At 73.7% G+C, this 17364-nt stretch carries 15 protein-coding genes and 1 pseudogene; 5 read left to right on the top strand and 11 right to left on the bottom strand.

The genetic code is table 11. The annotated features are described in order from the left end of the window. Positions 1–47 precede the first annotated feature (47 nt). The 6 genes and pseudogenes from ABZU53_RS24975 to ABZU53_RS24950 form a co-directional block, all read right to left on the bottom strand. Positions 48–308 carry a hypothetical protein gene (locus tag ABZU53_RS24975; RefSeq protein WP_234587138.1) on the bottom strand — a complete coding sequence of 87 codons (261 nt, stop codon included), beginning with the start codon at positions 306–308 and terminating at the stop codon, positions 48–50. Then, positions 308–1642 (bottom strand): PLP-dependent aminotransferase family protein, encoded by a 1335-nt coding sequence (locus ABZU53_RS24970; RefSeq protein WP_355067825.1) that lies wholly within the window; start codon positions 1640–1642, stop codon positions 308–310. The genes ABZU53_RS24975 and ABZU53_RS24970 overlap by 1 nt, the downstream gene beginning before the upstream one ends. Further along, entirely contained in the window at positions 1639–2757 is a 1119-nt protein-coding gene (locus ABZU53_RS24965) for an alpha-hydroxy acid oxidase (protein ID WP_355067807.1), read from the bottom strand. The genes ABZU53_RS24970 and ABZU53_RS24965 overlap by 4 nt, the downstream gene beginning before the upstream one ends. 127 nt (positions 2758–2884) lie before the next feature. After that, positions 2885–3805, bottom strand: a pseudogene (locus ABZU53_RS24960) (alpha/beta hydrolase); the annotation flags it as partial. A 9-nt stretch (positions 3806–3814) separates the two neighbouring features. Beyond that, on the bottom strand, positions 3815–5026 hold the full coding sequence (locus ABZU53_RS24955) for a cytochrome P450 (RefSeq protein ID WP_355067805.1): 1212 nt from the start codon (positions 5024–5026) through the stop codon (positions 3815–3817). 67 nt (positions 5027–5093) lie between these two features. Continuing rightward, positions 5094–6371: an SGNH/GDSL hydrolase family protein gene (locus ABZU53_RS24950; RefSeq protein WP_355067824.1), complete on the bottom strand. Its 1278-nt coding sequence runs from the start codon at positions 6369–6371 to the stop codon at positions 5094–5096. 310 nt (positions 6372–6681) lie between these two features. On the opposite strand from ABZU53_RS24950, the gene ABZU53_RS24945 reads away from it, so the two are divergent. From ABZU53_RS24945 to ABZU53_RS24935, 3 genes are all read left to right on the top strand, one after another. Then, positions 6682–8247 carry an AMP-binding protein gene (locus tag ABZU53_RS24945; protein ID WP_355067803.1) on the top strand — a complete coding sequence of 522 codons (1566 nt, stop codon included), beginning with the start codon at positions 6682–6684 and terminating at the stop codon, positions 8245–8247. Further along, positions 8244–9467, top strand: a complete 1224-nt coding sequence (locus tag ABZU53_RS24940; protein ID WP_355067801.1) for an MFS transporter — start codon at positions 8244–8246, stop codon at positions 9465–9467. Before ABZU53_RS24945 ends, ABZU53_RS24940 begins: the two co-directional genes overlap by 4 nt. A gap of 234 nt (positions 9468–9701) precedes the next feature. Further along, entirely contained in the window at positions 9702–10625 is a 924-nt protein-coding gene (locus ABZU53_RS24935) for an aminoglycoside phosphotransferase family protein (protein WP_355067799.1), read from the top strand. Between the two features lie 34 nt (positions 10626–10659). On the opposite strand, the gene ABZU53_RS24930 is transcribed toward ABZU53_RS24935, so the two are convergent. Further along, positions 10660–11235 carry a hypothetical protein gene (locus ABZU53_RS24930; protein WP_354860695.1) on the bottom strand — a complete coding sequence of 192 codons (576 nt, stop codon included), beginning with the start codon at positions 11233–11235 and terminating at the stop codon, positions 10660–10662. Positions 11236–11536: 301 nt separating this feature from the next. Between ABZU53_RS24930 and ABZU53_RS24925 the strand changes: the two genes are divergently transcribed. Next, positions 11537–12493: an exo-alpha-sialidase gene (locus tag ABZU53_RS24925; RefSeq protein WP_354860697.1), complete on the top strand. Its 957-nt coding sequence runs from the start codon at positions 11537–11539 to the stop codon at positions 12491–12493. Positions 12494–12502: 9 nt separating this feature from the next. After that, positions 12503–13174: an SGNH/GDSL hydrolase family protein gene (locus ABZU53_RS24920; RefSeq protein WP_355067797.1), complete on the top strand. Its 672-nt coding sequence runs from the start codon at positions 12503–12505 to the stop codon at positions 13172–13174. A 71-nt stretch (positions 13175–13245) separates the two neighbouring features. On the opposite strand, the gene ABZU53_RS24915 is transcribed toward ABZU53_RS24920, so the two are convergent. The 4 genes from ABZU53_RS24915 to ABZU53_RS24900 are packed head-to-tail and all read right to left on the bottom strand — an operon-like array spanning position 13246 to position 17363. Further along, on the bottom strand, positions 13246–14610 hold the full coding sequence (locus ABZU53_RS24915) for a hypothetical protein (protein WP_355067795.1): 1365 nt from the start codon (positions 14608–14610) through the stop codon (positions 13246–13248). Beyond that, positions 14607–15575 carry a transketolase C-terminal domain-containing protein gene (locus ABZU53_RS24910; RefSeq protein WP_355067794.1) on the bottom strand — a complete coding sequence of 323 codons (969 nt, stop codon included), beginning with the start codon at positions 15573–15575 and terminating at the stop codon, positions 14607–14609. Before ABZU53_RS24910 ends, ABZU53_RS24915 begins: the two co-directional genes overlap by 4 nt. A 28-nt stretch (positions 15576–15603) precedes the next feature. Next, positions 15604–16575 (bottom strand): thiamine pyrophosphate-dependent dehydrogenase E1 component subunit alpha, encoded by a 972-nt coding sequence (locus ABZU53_RS24905; RefSeq protein WP_354860703.1) that lies wholly within the window; start codon positions 16573–16575, stop codon positions 15604–15606. Then, positions 16572–17363: a DUF3050 domain-containing protein gene (locus ABZU53_RS24900; protein ID WP_354860704.1), complete on the bottom strand. Its 792-nt coding sequence runs from the start codon at positions 17361–17363 to the stop codon at positions 16572–16574. The genes ABZU53_RS24905 and ABZU53_RS24900 overlap by 4 nt, the downstream gene beginning before the upstream one ends. Position 17364 lies beyond the last annotated feature (1 nt).

The raw sequence follows: 17364 nt of genomic DNA, 5'->3' as shown, positions 1-17364 counted from the left end.
GAGGTATACCGCTCAACGGTGTGACCGCCCCGGCGGGCGGCGGGCAGTCAGTTCAGGGGACGCTTGAGGTGGTAGCGGTGAACCTCGGTGCTGCCCTGGACGTTGTTGACGTCCTCGGCGGCCGAGACCAGCTCCCAGCCCTCCCGGCCGGCGCGGTTGAGGTGCGCGATGGCCGTGTCGCCATAGGGGGTGATGTCCTTGCGCGACCCGTCCGGGCCGTACCAGACGAACGAGACGGTGAAATTGCGGCCCTGTCCCTGATAGCGGCGGACGAGCAAGGCGTACTCCCAGGCAACCATGCGGCCCATTATGACCGTCCACGCAGGAGCTCGTCGGTGATGAGGGCGGCGAGCCGGTCCAACCCCAGGTCGATCTGCTCGGGTGTCACCGCGCTGACCGACAACCGCAGCGCGCACACCGGCGCCGTGTCGTCGTAGAAGTGCGCCATCGGCGTCCAGAGCACCCCGTAGTCACGCGCCGAGGTGTCCAGCAGCGCGTCGTCGACCGCGAACGGCACGGTCACCACCACGAAGAACCCGCCGGCCGGCACCGTCCACCGCACCACCGCCGGCCGGTCCGGCCGATCCGGGAAACGCCGGGCCAGCCCGGCGACCAGGTGACGCAGATTGCGGGCGTACGCGGCCCGCTCCCGGGTGTTCGCGGGCACCAGGCTGCACCCGTGCTCCAGCAGCCGCCCACCGATCACCGCCTGCGCGATCGGCGAGGTGTTCACGGTGACCATGCTCTTGATCATCGCGAGCTGGTCGGCGAGCGGGCCGACCCGGCCGTCCAACCCGGCCACCCGCTGGTCGGCGACCACGTAGCCGACCCGCGCTCCGGGCAGCACGGTCTTGGCGAACGAGCCGAGGTAGACCACCCGCCGGTCGGTGTCCAGCGCCTTCAGGGTGGGCGGGCGCGGCCCGTCCTCGACGGGGAACAGCCCGTACGGGTTGTCCTCCAGCAGGAGCAGGTCCTCCTCGGCGGCCAGCGCCAACAGCCGCTGCCGGTCCGGGACGTTCATGCTGGCCCCGGACGGGTTGGCGAAGTCCGGCAGCACGTAGCAGGCGCGCGGCCGGCGCCCCGACGCCCGGGCCCGACGCGCCTGTGCCCGCAGGTCGGCCAGGTCCACTCCGGACGGTCCACCGGCGACCGGCCACACCGGCAGGTCCACCAGCCGCGCCGCGCCGGTCAGCCCGACGTAGGTCGGGGCGACCGCCAGCAGCACGTCCGCCGGATCGGCCCGCAACGCCCGCAGCACCAGGAACATCGCCTCCTGGCAGCCGACGGTCACCACGACGGCCTCCGGGTCGACCGTGATCCCCTCGTCGACCGCGAGGTTGCGGGCGATGAGGTGGTGCACGATGCCCTTGGTCCGGCCGTACTGCAGCAGCAGCCGTCGGGCCTGCTCGGGCGCGTGGCCCAGCTCGTCGACGAGGTGCCGGTGGAACGTGTCCAGGTGCCGGTGCACCGCCGCGACGTCGAAGAACTCCTCGTACGGGCGCCCGGCCGCGAGCGACACCGCCGCCGGATAGCGTTCGGACACCTCGTTGAGGAAGTTCATCGAGGTCAGCGCCGGATCACCCAGCGCGGGGTGCAGGTCGGCGACGCTCAGGTCGGCCGACTCCGTCGGGGCCACCCTCAGCCCGCCGCGAGCGTACGCAGCTCGGCCACCGCCGCCGGATCGGCGCAGCCGGCCAGGGTGAACGCGTCACGCACCTCCGCGGCGAGCAACGCCAACGCGTCCTGCGCGCCGCGCCGCCCTCCGACGGCCAGCGCCCAGAGCAAGGGACGACCGACCAGGACGCCCGCCGCGCCCAACGCCAGCGCCCGCAGCACGTCGGTGCCTCCACGGATGCCGCTGTCCAGCAGCACCTGCCCACCGTCGCCGACGGCGTCCACGACCTCCGGCAGCATGGTGACGCTGGCCGGCGCCCCGTCCAACTGACGCCCGCCGTGGTTGGACACCACCACCGCGTCCGCACCGATCCGCACCGCCTCGACCGCGTCGCGGGGATCCAGCACCCCCTTGACGACCAGCGGCAGGTCGATGTGCTCACGCAGCCAGGCCAGATCCGCCCAGCGCAGGGCGGACTCGAACGACGCGTCGGTGTGCGCGGCGATGGCGGACACACCGGGGGCGCCGGCGTGCGCCAGGGCGTCGCGGCCGTGCGGCAGGTTCGCGGCGACCACGTCGGCCGGGAGGCGGAACGCGTTGCGCAGGTCGCGTGGGCGTCGACCGAGCACCGGAACGTCCACGGTGACCACCAGCGCGTGGCAGCCCGCCGCCACGACCCGGTCCAGGAGATCGCGGACCAGCGCCCGGTCGCGCAGCCAGTAGAGCTGGAACCAGACCTCCGCACCGACTCCGGTGATCTCCTCGATCGGCGTGCTGCTCAACGTGCTCGCCAGATACGGCACGCCGGCCGCGCCGGCCGCCGCCGCGAGGCCCAGTTCCCCGTCCGGGTGCACGAGCCGCTGGTACGCCATCGGCGCGACCCCGACCGGCATCGCGTACGGCCGGCCGAGCAGCCGGGCGCCGAGGTCCACGGCGTGGCTGCCGCGCAGCACCCGGGGCAGCACGGCCACCCGGTCCAGCGCGGCCCGGTTGGCGGCCAGGGTCACCTCGGCCGCGCTGCCGCCGGCGATGTAGTCCCACACGTCCGGGGCCAGCACCGCCCGCGCCCGCGGTCCGTAGTCGGCGAACGTCACCGCCGCCGGCACCCCGGTCGGCAGGTCGGCCAGTACCGGCTCAGCCACCCCGCACCCCCGCGTCGGCCGCAGCGGCGTCCGGGCCGGCGGCGGCTGCGCCGACACCTGAGCCGGCGGCGGCCGGGTCATCGTCAGCCTGGCCAATGGCCGGGTCGTCCCGCAGCGGCGGCAGCCCGAACCGTTCCCGCAGGAACGCGGCCGCGCGGTGCTGCGCCCGCTGGCCGTCGGTGAAGGCGCCGGGCATGGCGAAGAACCCGTGGATCATCTGCGGATAGTGGTCGAGGCGGGTGGGCACACCGCAGGCGCGCAGCCGCTGCGCGTAGCGCTGCCCCTCGGCGCACAGCGGGTCCAGCTCGGCGGTGACCACCAGCGCCGGAGGCAGGCCGGACAGGTCGTCGGCGAGCAGCGGCGACGCCAGCGGATCCCGGGAGTGCTCCGGGTCGGCCAGGTAGTGCGTCCGGTACCAGGCCACCGACCGGCGGTTGAACAACGCCGGGTCGTCGTCGACCGGGCCGGACGGCTCGGCGCTGACGTCGGTGTTCGGATAGACCAACAGCTGCGCGGCGAGCGGAGGCCCGTCCGTGCGGCAGAGCAGCGTCACCGCAGCCGCCAGGTTCCCGCCCGCGCTGTCCCCGCCCACCGCCAGCCGGGTCGGATCAACGCCGAACCGGTCGGCGTTCGCGGCGATCCACACGGTCGCGGCGTGGCAGTCGTGCACCGCGGCCGGAAAGGGGTGCTCAGGGGCCAGTCGGTAGCCGACGGTCACCACCTGGCATCCCGCCGCGTTGGCCAGTCGTCGGCAGATGCCGTCGGCGGTGTCCACGCTGCCGAGCGTCCACCCGCCGCCGAAGAAGTACAGCAGGGTGGGCAGCGGCCCCGGCCCGCCCGGCCGGTACACCCGGATCGGCAGGTCACCGCCCGGCCCGGGGATCCGCTCGTCGCGTACCTCGGCGACCTGCTCGACCGCGCCGCCGCCGGCGCGGATCGCGGCCAGGTCGGCGGCGCGCGCCTCGCCGAGGGTCTGCGTGTAGAGCGGCGGCGTGCCGGCGGCGACGCGGGCGGCGCGGTAGGCCGCCACCTCCGGGTGCAGGGCCATGCGGGTCTCCTATCCGCCGGTGCTGACCAGCAGCTTGTCGATGCCGCGCAGGAAGAGGCTGCCGCTGTACGTCGGGGTCTCGGTGACCGCGAGCCGGGGGAACCGGGCGAACAGGCGGGGCAGGGCGAGGCGTCCCTCCAGCCGGGACACCGCCGCGCCGAGGCAGAAGTGCAGGCCCACACCGAAGGCCAGCGACGGCGGGCCGGGGCGGGTGGGGTCGAAGACGTCCGGGTCGGGAAACCGCGCCGGGTCCCGGTTGGCGGCCCCGATGATGATGAGCACGTTGTCGTCGCGGGCGACCGGCACGCCGGCCAGCACGGAGTCCTGCGGCGCGGCCCGGGCGAGGAAGTGCACCGGGCTCTGCAGGCGCAGCACCTCGTCGACGCAGCCCCGGGCGAGGTCGTCGTCGGTGGGCAGCGCGGTGACCGCCCCCGGGTGGGCCAGCAGCAGCGGCAGGCCGTTGCTGAACATGTAGACGGTGGTGACGAAGCTGGCGTTGAACAGGACGATCAGGTTGCTGATCAACTCCTCCTCGGTCAGCTCCACCTCGCCCGAGCCGACGGCCTCGACCAGAGCGCTGATCAGATCCTCGCCGGGCGTGCGGCGGCGGTGGGCCAGCAACTCCCGGTAGAACGCCCGCAGCTCCTGCGCCGCCGTGTTCGCGGCGGCCAGCCGCTGCGGGGTCTTCCCGGCCACGTCCAGGAACTCGTCGATGCGCTCCACCCGGTCCCGGTACCAGGGCAGCTCCCCCGCCGGGATGCCGATGAACTCCGCCATCACCAGGGCGGGGATCGGGTACGCGAAGTCGGCCACGAAGTCGACGACGCCGCCACCGGCGTCGGCCATCCTGTCCAGCAGCTCGTCGACGACCCGCAGGATCACCGGCTCCAGCGCGCCGAGGCGGCGCGGCGTGAAGGTACGGGAGAAGACGTGCCGCATCCGGGTGTGATCGGGCGGGTTGATGAACATCATCGAGGTCTGGAAGGTGCGCAGGATCTCGTGCTCCTCCCAGCCCGGCGGCGGCTGCTTGGTCCACTGCGGATCGCGCAGCAGCCCGTCGATCAGGTCGTACCCGACCGCCACCGCCGCCACCGTGCGGTGCTCGGCGCGGGGCGGCACCGCGCTGACCGGCCCGAGCCGGTGCAGCTCGGCGTACCACGGGTACGGGTTCTGGCGGCCCTCTTCGCTGTAGAGGCCGGTGAGCAGGTCCTGCACCGTCACGACGTTCTCCTCCCCAGGATGTCGGCGCCCGGGGGCGGCGGGATCGGCCGCCGCCCCCGGGCCGGTGTCACAGGTTGAGCAGCCGCAACGGGACGGCGTCGGCCATTGCCTGGTTGCCGGCGTCGTTCGGGTGGATGTGGTCCCCCGAGTCGTACGCGGGCAGCAACTGGCTGGGCCGGGCCGGGTCACGCAGCACCCGGTCGAAGTCGAGCAGCCCGTCGAACTCCCGGCTGCCGCGCAGGTACGCGTTCACTGCCTGCCGGGTGGCCTCCTTCTCCGGCGTCCACACACCCGGGGCGCCGTGCCCCTCGTACGGGGTCAGCGTGGCCACCAGGCTGGTCAGCCCGCGCTGCTGGAGCTGCTGGTTGATCTGCCGGAGGGTGGCGATGATCGCCTCCGGCGGGTCGTTGGACATCCAGATGTCGTTGATGCCCAGGTGCGTGACGACCGTACGGACCCCGGTCTGGGGAAAGACGTCCTCGTTGAGGCGGGCCGCCGCGTTCGGGCCGAGCTGGAAGTAGCCGGGGTAGTCGCCGGCGCCCGGCTCGGTGCCCTCGTGGTTGAGGCGGTTGCCGGCCAGGCTCAGGTTGAGCACGCCCGGGGTGCGCCGATCCGGACGGTCGGCGAGCAGCCGGTCGGCGAGCAGGTCGGGCCAGCGCCGGTTGGCGTTGACCGTGCTGCCGTTGCCGTCGCCGATGGAGTCGCTGAGCACGACCAGCGCCCCCGGACTGCCCTTGCGCTGCACGTCGATGCCGGACAGGAAGAACCAGCAGCAGGTGGGTCGGATGGTGAACCCGCCGCCGTCGGCGGCCCCGGTCAGGTCGCCGGCGCCGATGAAGTTGGTCTGCTGGGACTGCCCGTGAAAGGTGGTCGGCCCGGTCGGCGTCGGGAAGTGCAGGGTGACCACCAGGTCGCTGTCGTCCGCGACGGTGAAGGTCAGGGGGTCGCTGAGCAGCTCGGCGCCCCGGTTCATGGTGGCCGAGGCGGCGCCGGTGAACGTCAGCGCGCGCAGCGAGGCCGGGTCGATGTCGGAGACGTCGTCGACGGTCGCGGTGTTCGGCCGGGCGACGGTGGCGCGGCCCACCCGGACCGCCTGCTCGCCGTAGAGGTTGCTCAGCCGTACGCGCAGGGCCGGGCCACCCACGGAGACGTGCACGACCATCCGGACGCTCTGGTTGTTCAGGCCGGTGTTGGTCAGGCCGACCGAGTTGCCCCGGGTGACCGCGGCGGCCCAACTGCCCGCCCACTCGCCCCGGTCCGGCCGGGCCGCGGCGGTCGGGGATCCGCCGGCGCTGGCGACGACGGCGGGTGTTGCCGTGACCAGCAGCGCCGCGGCCGCGGCGATGACATGCCATCTCTTCGGGGTCGACATTGAACCTCCATCGTGTGGCAGCCCAGGGCCGTCCGCTGACGGCTCCCGCCTGGACGATGGTCCAGAAACCTAGCCGCCGCCGATGACGGGCGTCAATCAACCTGATCGACGCGATCAAATGTCCACCGGGCCTGCCGGATCGCCCTTCGGCCCGGTCCCGCCGCGCCCTCGCCGGCCTAGGCTCGCAGGCGGCGGCGGTGCGGTCGCCGAACGCGCGCCCACCGCCCGCGACGTCACCGGGAGCTGCCCGGAGACCGCCGCTTCTCGGATGGGGGTTTGCCGGATGACTGACGGACCCGGGCACGCGACCTATGTGGACAGGGCACTGGATCTCTTCGCCGACTTCGGCGACCGGGAGGCGCTGGTCGGCGGTGGCCGCCGCTTCACGTACACCGAGGCCGCCGCGCTGGTGCGTGCGATGGCCGCGGCGCTGACCCGGCACGGCGTACGGCCCGGCTCGGCGGTGCTGGTGACCGTCGCGAACGCCGTGGAGGGGCCGCTGCTCCAACTCGCCCTGCACCTGACCGGCTGCCGGACGATGTGGGTCGCCCCGGTCACCGCCCGCCGGGAGGTCGACGAGTTCATCCGGCTGGCCCGCCCCGACGCCCTAGTCTACGACGCCCGCGACCCGGCCAGCCTGGGGCCGGAGCTGGCCGCCGCGCTGCCCGGCGTACCGGTGTGCTGCCTGGGCCCCGGCGGCGCCGGCCCGGACCTCACGGCCGACGCCGAACCGAACCCGGCGCTGGCGCTGCCGGCGGCCGTCCGCGCGCCGGAGTCGTTCCTGCAGACCAGCGGCACCACCGGCACCCCCAAGCTGGTGCACCACACCGAGAGCTTCTACGCCCAGATCCGCACCCTCGCGGCCGACTTCCGCGCCGCCGGGTTCCCCGTGCTGCGGCACCTGTCGCACTCGCCGATGTGGCTGGCCAGCGGGCAGATCACCACCCTGTTCAACCTGTTCACCGGCGGGGTGCTGTACCTGCGCGACGACTGGGACCCGGCGGCGTTCGTGGCCACCGTGCAACGGGAGCGGATCAACTCGACCTTCGTCACCCCGCCGATGCTCTACGAGCTGCTGGACCATCCGGCGCTGGTGGGCGCCGACTTCTCGGCCATGTTCATGTTCAACGTGGGCGCCGGGCCCGCCGCGCCCGCCCGGCTACGCCAGGCCATCGCGCGCTTCGGCCCGGTACTGCGCATCGTGTACGGCCTCAGCGAGGCCGTGGTCATCACCGCTCTGCCCGGACTGACCGACGATCCGGAGCACCCGGAGCGGCTGCGCTCCTGCGGGCGGCCCTACGGCGACGTGCGCATCGAGATCCGCGACGACGACGGCACGGTGCTGCCGCCGGGCCGCGACGGCGAGGTGTGGGTGCGTACGAAGCTGAGCTTCGCCGGCTACCACGGCCAGCCCGAGTTGACCGCGCAGACGCTCGTCGACGGGTGGGTCCGCACCCGCGACATTGGCCATCTCGACGGCGACGGCTTCCTCTATCTGGTCGACCGGGCGCACGACATGATCGTCACGCACCGGCGGAACTGGGCAATCTTCTGCCGCCCCATCGAGGACGTCCTGGCCGGGCACCCGCAGGTGCGGGCCGCCGCGGTGATCGGCGTGCCGGACGAGACGGTGGGCGAGGTGCCGTACGCGTACGTGGTGACCGCGCCCGGCGCGACGGTCACCGGGGCGGAGCTGATCGACCTGGTGACCGCCGAGCTCAACGAGATGTGGGCGCCGGCCGGGGTGGAGTTCGTCGACCGGTTGCCGGTGAACCGGTCGGTGAAGGTGGACAAGCGGGCGCTGCGCGCGCAGTACGCCGCGCGCCGGGCGGCGGCGGTCGGGACGTGACCCCCCGCCGGCAGCTGGTCGTCCTGGTCAGCGCGGACCTGGTCTCCAACCTGGGCACCCGCATCTCGGTGGTGACCATCCCCTGGCTGGTGCTGGTCACCACCGGCAGCCCGACCAAGATGGGTCTGGTCGCGTTCGCCGAGACGCTGCCGTACCTGCTGTCCAGTGCCCTGGGCACGCCCTGGGCGGACCGGATCGGCCTGCGCCGGACGTCGATCCTGTGCGACGCGGGCAGCGCGGTGGCCATGGTGGTCGTCGCGTTGACCCCGTGGCTGGGCTTCGCCCCCCTGGTGGCGCTGGTCGCGGTGGCCGGCGCGCTGCGGGGCATCGGGGACCGGGTCAAGCACGTCATGTTCCGGCCGGTCGCCGAGGCCGCCGGGGTGCCGCTGATCCGCCTGACCTCGGCGTACGACGGGTTGAGCCGGGTGGTGACGCTGTTCGGCGCCGCCGTGGGCGGCCTGTTGATCGCCGCCTTCGGGGTGAGCCAGGCGATCCTCATCGACGCGGTCAGCTTCGCGATCTGCGCCCTGCTGATCGGCCTCCTGGTCCGACCCCCGGCCGCCCCGGCGCAGCCCACCGCCCCGGTCGGCTACCTGCGCGCGCTGCGCGACGGGTTCGGCTACCTCGGTCGGGACCGGCCGCTGCTGGGCATGCTGGTCGTCGTCTCGGCGCTGAACATGGTCGCCAACGCCAGCGTGGCCGTCTACATCCCGTTCTGGGTCGCCCGAGAGCTGCACGGCCCCAGCGGGCTCGGCCTGGTGCTGGCGGCGTTCTCGGCGGGCGCGCTGCTGGGCAACGTGCTGTTCACCGCGCTCGGTCCCCGGCTGCCCGGCCGGCTGACGTTCCTGCTCGGGGCGACGGTCGCCGGCACGCCTCGACTGGTCGCCCTGGCGATCAGCGACGAGTTGCCGGTCGTGCTCGTGGTGACGTTCCTGTCCGGCATCGGCATCGCGGCGGTCAACCCGCTGCTCGGGGTGGCGCTCTACGAGCGGGTGCCGGCGGATCTGCAGACCCGGGTGCTCGGCATCGCCGGATCGCTGGCCTTCGTCGGCCTGCCGGTCGGCGCGTTGCTCGGCGGCTGGTCGGTGGACGCGCTCGGGCTCACCCCGGCGCTGCTGGCCATGGCCGTGGCGTGCCTGCTCGTCACCGCGTTCCCGCTGGTGGCGAGGGCGTCCAACCCGAAGGCGCCGACGCGGCCCACACCTGCCGCCACCGCCTGATGCCCTGCTGCCCAGCGGCTCGCAACCGTCTCGTGCGCCCCCTTTGCTCTGCTTACACCCACGCAACACTTTCGGGGCGTCGGTGTTGCGGCGGTTGAAGCAGAGCAAAGGAGGCAGTTGAGGTACGGCCAGGCCCGCACCTCCCGGACACCTGTCCCGAGCGCTGGCCCGGCCGGTTCCACTGTCGGCGCAAATCGGTTGCGGGCGGCCGGCGGAGCCCGCAGGCTCGGGCGGATGAGCGCACAGCCCGCACCCGACGTGCCGGACGTTGACGAGACGACGGCCCGGCGCATCGACGTGGGCCTGGTCCGCCGACTGGTCGCCGAGCAGTTCCCCCGGTGGGCCGAGCTGCCGGTACGCCCGGTCGAGGTCGGCGGCTGGGACAACCGGACCTTCCACCTGGGTACGGAGATGACCGTGCGGCTGCCCAGCGGGGAGGGCTACGCGTTGCAGGTCCCCAAGGAGCAGCGCTGGCTGCCGGTACTCGGCGGGCAGCTGCCGCTGGAGATCCCTACCCCGCTGGCCCACGGGCGACCCGGCGCCGGCTACCCGTACCCGTGGTCGGTCTACGGCTGGATCGACGGCCGGACCGCGCGACCCGAACGGATCGACGACCCGACCCGGTTCGCCACCGACCTCGCCGCCTTCCTGTGCGCCCTGCGCGCCGTCGACACCACCGACGCCCCGGCGGCCGGCCCGCACAGCGCCTGGCGCGGCGGTCCGCTGTCCACGTACGACCCGGAGACCCGGGCGGCGATCGAGACGCACCGCGACCGGCTGCCCGTCGACGTGGTCACCGACATCTGGCAGGCCGCTCTCGATGCCACCTGGTCCGGGCCGCCGGTCTGGTTCCACGGCGACGTCGCGGAGGGCAACCTGCTGGTTCGCGACGGTCGGCTCGCCGCCGTCATCGACTTCGGCTGCTGCGGTGTCGGCGACCCCGCCTGCGACACGGTGATCGCCTGGACCCTGCTGCGCGGCGCCGCCCGGGCGGCGTTCCTCGACGCGCTCGACGTCGACACGGCCACCTGGGCGCGCGGGCGCGGGTGGGCGCTGTGGAAGGCGCTCATCACGCTGGACGCCCCGGAGCCGGCCACGGCGGCCTGGGCCCGGCGGGTGCTCGACGAACTGCTCGCCGAGCACGCCGTGTGCCGCTGATCCCCTCCGCACCGGGCCGGGCCGGGGCGACTCGTCAGGGACCGGTTCGGATCGGGGTGGAGTGTTCGGTCCGGCAGCGCGGGCAGCGCAGTTTCGCCCCGGCGGCGGCGCTCGGCACGCGCAGTCGCTGCCCGCAGCCGCAGGTGAACTCCCGGGCCGAGCGCAGGTACTCGGCGCGGTCGCGGCGTGGCCAGCGGCCGTGGCAGCGGGCACACCACTTCGGCGGGTAGCTGTGATACCAGGCCAGCCCGAACGCTCCCCCGACCATCAGGCTGCCGGGAACCAGCAGGCCCAGCGGCGCGAGCAGGGCAGGCCACAGGGCGCCGACGCCGTCGGACAGCACCGCGCCGACCACGACCAGCACGACCACCGGCACGCCGAGCAGGGTGAACCCGAAGCCCCACGCGAAGGCCAGCAGCGACAGCAGGAACACCGCCCACATGCCGCCGGGCGCCCACCGCCGGACGCCGTACCCGCCGCAGCGTGGACAGTTCGGCGAGGCACGGTGCGGTACGGCCCGCAGCGCCTTCGGTGCGAGCCACTCGGTCAGTTTGCCGAGGATCGCCTCGACCAGCTTGCTCGCCAGGGCCTGCAGAAAGGCGCTGAGCATCGACACCTCCCTCCGACCGGCACGCCAGCCCAGGTCGGCTGGCCCCCGCCATCGTGGCGGACCCGTGCCAGCGCACCGCCCCACCGCGCCGACGCTGCGCCTCGATGACGCCGATCCGACAGGGTCAACGGACCTCGTCGTTCGTCGTCCGTTCTTCTGCTGGCCGCGCGGGCGTCGGCCGGGGCGGCTAGCGTCGGCCCGTCGCGGCCGCGTCGGAGCCCGTCGGGCCGGAGAACGGCCGACCCGGCCGCGCGTCGGCCCCGGGAGTACCGCTCTTTCCGCAGCCAGGAGGCCGCCGCGCATGACGTCGTCGTCACCCACCCACCGCCGCACCGCCGAGGTCACCGCCGTGCGGCGGATCGGCGACAGCGCGCCGCACAGCGCGTTCACCGACCTCGTCCGGTACGCCGGCATGTGGTTCTGCGCCTTCCGTGAGGCGCGGACGCACCTCTCCGGTGACGGCGTGATCCGGGTGCTGACCTCGGCGGACGGTCGGGCGTGGAACTCCGCGGCGGTCATCCGGCAGGACGGCGTCGACCTGCGCGATCCGCGGTTCGTCGTCCGGCCCGACGGACGCCTGCAACTGTTCGCGGCGGCGGCGACCGGAGAGACGAGCAAGACGTTCGACACGGTGACCTGGCTCTCCGGGGACGGGCGCAGCTGGGGCGACCCGGTTTCCGTCGGCGAACCGGGCGTCTGGGTGTGGCGGGCCGCCTGGCACCACGACGCGATGTACGCCGTCGGCTACGCCACCCGGGGGCCACGGTTCGCCCGGCTCTACCGCAGCGTCGACGGCGTCGACCTGCGCCAGTGGGTGCCGACGCTGTTCGAGGGCGGCTACCCCAACGAGTCGGGTCTGGCCTTCGCCCCGGACGGCACCGCCCACTGCCTGCTGCGCCGCGACGGCGACAGCGCCACCGCGCAGCTCGGCCGGGCCCGACCGCCGTACCGGGAGTGGACCTGGACCGACCTGGGGGTGCAGGTGGGCGGGCCGGCGCTGCTCCGGCTGCCCGACGGACGGCTGCTGGCCGGCGTACGGCTGCTCGACGGCGACGTCCGCACCGCGATCTGCGCCGTCGACCCGGAGCGCGGCGCGCTGACCGAACTGGTCGCGTTGCCCTCCGGCGGCGACACCAGCTACCCGGGCCTGGTCTGGCACGACGATCTGCTCTGGGTCAGCTACTACTCCTCCCACGAGGGGCGTACGTGCGTCTACCTGGCCGAGGTCAGCCTGGCCGAGGAGGCGGCGGTCGGTTAGCGTGCCGGCATGCCATCGACGCTCGACGAAGCGACCGATCCGTACTGCCTTCGCCCCGGGGAGGCCGGCGAACTGCTGCGCGGGCACCCGTGGCGGCGGTTCGTGGCGATCGGCGACAGCGTGGTGGAGGGCATGTGCGAGCCGACGCCGGGCTACCCGGACGTGCAGTGGGTCGACCGGGTCGCCGCCGAGCTGGCCGCCGTCCGCCCCGAGCTGGCGTACCGGAATCTGGGTCGGCGCGGGCTGCGCGCGCACCAGGTGCGGGCCGCGCAGCTCGCCCCGGCGCTGGCCTTCGAGCCGGACCTGGCGCTGGTGGTCTGCGGCGGCAACGACGCCTTTCATCCGGCGTACGACGCGGACGCGGTGGACGCCGAGCTGACCGCGATGATCAGCGCGCTACGGGACACCGGCGCGGACGTGATCACGGTGGGCATGTTCGACGTGTCGCACAGCCCGGCCGTGCCCGAGCACGTGCGGGCCGGCCTCGGGGAACGGATGCGACGCCTCTCCGCGCACACGGCGCGGCTGGCCGAACGCCTGGGAACGGTCCACGTGCACCTCACGGACCACCCACTGACGGCCGACCCCACCCTCTACAGCACCGACGGCCGCCACGGCAGCGCCCGCAGCGACGCGGTAGCGACAGCCGAAACCCTCCGCGCCCTCCGACCGCGACGGTGATCATGAAGTTATTGCCGTCCCCCGCGGCGTGTCGGGGCAATAACTTCATGATCAACCGGTGGGGGCCGGGGTCAGGGTCGGTCGGACAGGAGGATTCCCGTCAGGAGGACTCCGTGGGCCAGGTTGAGGATTCCGTCGCCGCCGGGAAAACCGACCCTCGCCAGGCCGCCGGAGGCGCGGCGGCCGAACAGGTAGGGGGCCAGGGAGTACGGGACGTCGGCCGTCACCGTCTCGCCGGTCTCGATCTGCACGAAGTCCATCGGCACCCGGTCGGCCGGCAGATACCGCTGCAGGATGTTGCCGCCCCGGTCGACGGCCGCGCGCAGGCCGTCGGCCCAGTCCGTCGGGCTCAGCTCGGGGCCGATCAGCACACCGTGCCCGGCTGAGCCGTCCGCCGGTTTCGCCACCAGCTCGGCCTGCTCGGCGATCGCCCCGTCGAGCACCGCGACGGTCAACGGCACCGTGTACGGCACGTGCCGGCGGATCAGCGTCTGGTCGTCGGCGGGCAGGGCGTCCACGTCCTCCCACAGCCAGGCGAAGGTGGTCTTGTTGCCGAGCAGCCAGGCCGCCGCCGACACGAACATCGGCAGCGTGCCGGCGGCCAACGCGCCGGCCACCGCGTCCAGGCCGGCGGTCGGGGTGACCCGGTTGGGCACGAAGAGGCGGAACAGCGCGTCGACCGGCGCGCCGTCGACCACGAGCCGGTCGTCGGCGGCCAGGGTGGCGGTGGACAGGGGCGCGATGACCAGGTCGATGCCGAAGTCCCGGGCCCGTACGGCGAGCGGGCTGAGGATGCGGATGAACGTCTCCGGGTCGTCCAGGCCCGGATAGTCGGCGTCGAAGTCCATCAGCAGCGCCAGCCGGGCGCCGTCGGGCAACCCCAGCTCCTCGCGGATCGCCACGAAACGCTGGTCCAGCAGCGACGGCGCGGCGCGTACCGGCAGCTCGTCGAGGATGCCGTGCTCGGCGTAGAGCTGCGCGAACCGCTGGATGACGGTGTCGGCGTCGAATCCTCCCCCGAGGCTGCTGTCGATGTTGTACTCGACGAACTTCGGCACGCCCTCGGTGAAGATCACATCGGGCCGGTACGCGGCCAGCAGCGCCTCGGTCAGCGGCTCCGACTCGTCCAGCAGTCGGGTCTCCCCCGCCGGGACGCCGAGCAGCCGGCGCAGCTCACCGGCGGTGTCCACCCGCCGCCGGCAGGCGTTCAGGATGAGTTGGGCCAGCCGGTCGCAGACCTCGTTCAGCTCCCGCCAGGCGTCGGCGGTCAGGACCGGGGGGCGGGCCAGCCGCCACTCTTTGTTGTAGGTCGCCCGCCCGTGGAAGACGCGTTCCCAGGCGGCCGCGCCGCTGGCCACCATGGCCCGGCGGGCCGGCTCCGGCAGGTCGGTCCAGGCCCCGTCGGCCGACGGCCACGGGTAGTTCGGGTCGATCATGATGAGTCCTTCATGGTCAGGTGGATGGCGGTGGCGAGCTGCTCCCGGGACGGCTGCACGGCGCGGTCCAGGGCGGGGGCGAACGGCAGCACCGCGCCGTCCGGGCGGGTGACCCGGCGCGGCGGGGCGAGCAGCCGGACCCGCTCCACCACCGAGGCGATGATCTCGGCGGCCATGCCGCAGGAGCGGTTGGCGTCGTCGAGCACCACGAGACGCCCGGTGCGGGCCACCGACTCGGTCAACCCGTCGATGTCGAAGGGGTACAGGGTGCGCGGGTCGAACACCTCCACCGAGACCTGGTCGGCCACCTCCTCGGCGACCGCGAGCGCGTCGTGCACCAGGTGCCCGATCGCGACCACCGTCACGTCGTCGCCGAAGCGGTGGATGCGGCCCCGGCCCAGCGGCACCGGCTCCAGATCGGACACGTCGTCGCGCCTGTCCATCGCCCCGGCCGGGGCGAACACCACCACCGGGTCGTCGTGCCGGATCGCGCTGACCAGCAGCCCGTACGCGTCGGCCGGGGTGGCCGGCACGACGGTGACCACGCCGACGTGGGCGAAGAGGCTGTACGGGTGGTCGGAGTGCTGCCCCGCCCAGCCGGTACGCGACCCGGAGCCGGGCACCAGGTAGGTGACCGGCACCGCGCACTGCCCGCCGGTCATCAGCGGGAACTTGTGCGCGTGGTTGACGATCTGCTCGAAGACCAGGAACAGCAGCGACGGGATCTGGAACTCGATCACCGGCCGGAGCCCGGCCAGCGCCGCCCCGGTGGCGAAGCTGGTGAACGCCTGCTCGGACAGCGGGGTGTCGCGGACCCGGTCGACGCCGAACCGTTTGGCCAGCCCGGTGGTCACCAGCGACGCGCCGACCTGGATGTCCTCGCCGAGCAGGAACACCGCCTCGTCGCGGGCCAGCTCGTCGGCCAGCGCCCGGGTCAACGCCCGGCGGTACGACAGTCGGGGCACCTCAGCCACCTCCGGTGCGCACGGTCATTCAGCCACCTCCGGTGCGGGCGGTCAGGCCGCTGGCGTACAGGTACGCCAGCGCGTCGGCCGGGTCGGGATGCGGGCTGTCCAGGGCGAAGCGCACCGCCGCGTCGAGGGTCGCCTCGACCTCGGCGTCCACGGCCGCGCGCTCGGCGTCGGAGAGCCGTTCGCCCTGGATGCGCACCGGGTCGCGGGCCCTGCCCCGGCTCACCTCGTCGGGCGGGCGGTAGTCGAGGCGTACCGCGTGTTCGAAGGTGTGGTGGGCGTCGAAGCGGTAGGTCCGGGCCTCGATCAGCTCGGGGCCGCCGCCGGCGCGCATCCGGTCGACGGCGGCGGCCGACGCGTCGCGTACCGCCTCCGGGTCCTGGCCGTCGACCTCGACGGCCCGGATGCCGAAGGCGGCGGCGCGGCCGGCGATGCTGCCGGCCACCGCGCCGGCGACCGGCATGGTGGTGGCGTAGCCGTTGTTCTCGCAGACGAACAGCACCGGCACCCGCCACAGCGCGGCCAGGTTGAACGCCTCCAGCAGCATCCCCTCGTTGACCGCGCCGTCGCCGAAGAAGCTCACCCCGACGGTGTCGCGGCCCTGCCGTCGGCGGGCCCACACCGCGCCCGTGATGATTCCGCCGGAGGCGCCGACGATGGCGTTCGCGCCGAGCACGCCGATGCTGAGGTCGGCGGCGTGCATCGAGCCGCCCCGCCCGGCGTTGAGGCCGGTCAGCCGGCCGCACAGCTCGGCGAGCATCCGGGCCGGGTCGGCGCCGCGGGCCAGCACGTGCCCGTGCCCGCGGTGGGTGCCGGCGAGCACATCGTCGGCCCCGAGCGCGGCGCAGACGCCGGCAGCGATCCCCTCCTGACCGAGGTACGGGTGGATGCCGCCGACGATCTGCCCGCCGTGGACCAGCTCCACCGCACGCTGTTCGAACCGGCGGATCAGCCGGACCGTGCGGTAGAGCCGGACCGGGTCGGCGTCGGTCACGCCGGCCCCTTGACCGCTGCGAGGATGTCGTCCCAGAGCCGGGCGCGGGCGGCCAGGGCGGTGTTGACCGTGTCGGCGCACTCCTGCCACTTCGTGTCGTCGTCGCCGCACAGGTCGGCGAGCATCTGCATGGCCATCGGGGTGTGCTGCTCGCCGTCGACCTCGATGTGCCGTTCCAGGTAGTCGACGAAGGTGTGCAGCCGGTTGCTGCGCTCGTTGACCGCGACGACCTGCGTGAACATGTCCGGGATCAGGTCCTCCCGGCCGAACGCGAAGGCCGCCGCCTGACAGTGCACCGGGGTGGACTCGATGATGTGCCAGGTGGTCGCGGCGAACCGCGCGGACGCGGCCGGCGCCCCCGCCTCGGCGAGCGCGTCGGTCACCGGCCGGCCGGCGCGCAGCAGGTCGACGAGGGCGTTCACGGCGGTGGTGTCCGCGCCGGCCTCGGCCATTCCCCGCACGTACAGCTCGAAGTGACTGATGTAGCCCTCGCCCAGCTCGTCGCTCTCCTCCACCATGACGATGTCGTTGATGAGGCGGCGGCTGCCGGTCGGGCCGGTCGGAATCCAGGGGACGGTCACGCAGGTCAACTGCCGCTGCAACGACTTGAGCAGCGACATGAAGTCCCAGACCGCGAAGACGTGGTGCTCCATGAAGGTGACCAGCGCCTCGTGGGTGTCGAGGTTGGCGTAGAGCGGGTGCTTGACCACGGCGTCGCGTCGCTCGGTCACCGCCTGTTCCAGCCGTTCGATGCCCGGGTGCGTCCTACCCCAGTCGTACCGTGACATG

This window comes from Micromonospora sp. NPDC005194, from assembly GCF_040608335.1.
In the GTDB taxonomy this organism is placed as follows: Bacteria; Actinomycetota; Actinomycetes; order Mycobacteriales; family Micromonosporaceae; genus Micromonospora.
The sequence above is the reverse complement of the archived record's forward strand: the minus strand, read 5'-3'. Positions and strand labels throughout refer to the sequence as shown.

Coding starts and splice junctions, on each gene's coding strand:
- ABZU53_RS24975 (WP_234587138.1), bottom strand. CDS start 308: ATGGGCCGCATGGTTGCCTGGGAGTACGCCTTGCTCGTCCGCCGCTAT.
- ABZU53_RS24945 (WP_355067803.1), top strand. CDS start 6,682: ATGACTGACGGACCCGGGCACGCGACCTATGTGGACAGGGCACTGGAT.
- ABZU53_RS24935 (WP_355067799.1), top strand. CDS start 9,702: ATGAGCGCACAGCCCGCACCCGACGTGCCGGACGTTGACGAGACGACG.
- ABZU53_RS24930 (WP_354860695.1), bottom strand. CDS start 11,235: ATGCTCAGCGCCTTTCTGCAGGCCCTGGCGAGCAAGCTGGTCGAGGCG.
- ABZU53_RS24925 (WP_354860697.1), top strand. CDS start 11,537: ATGACGTCGTCGTCACCCACCCACCGCCGCACCGCCGAGGTCACCGCC.
- ABZU53_RS24920 (WP_355067797.1), top strand. CDS start 12,503: ATGCCATCGACGCTCGACGAAGCGACCGATCCGTACTGCCTTCGCCCC.
- ABZU53_RS24915 (WP_355067795.1), bottom strand. CDS start 14,610: ATGATCGACCCGAACTACCCGTGGCCGTCGGCCGACGGGGCCTGGACC.
- ABZU53_RS24900 (WP_354860704.1), bottom strand. CDS start 17,363: ATGTCACGGTACGACTGGGGTAGGACGCACCCGGGCATCGAACGGCTG.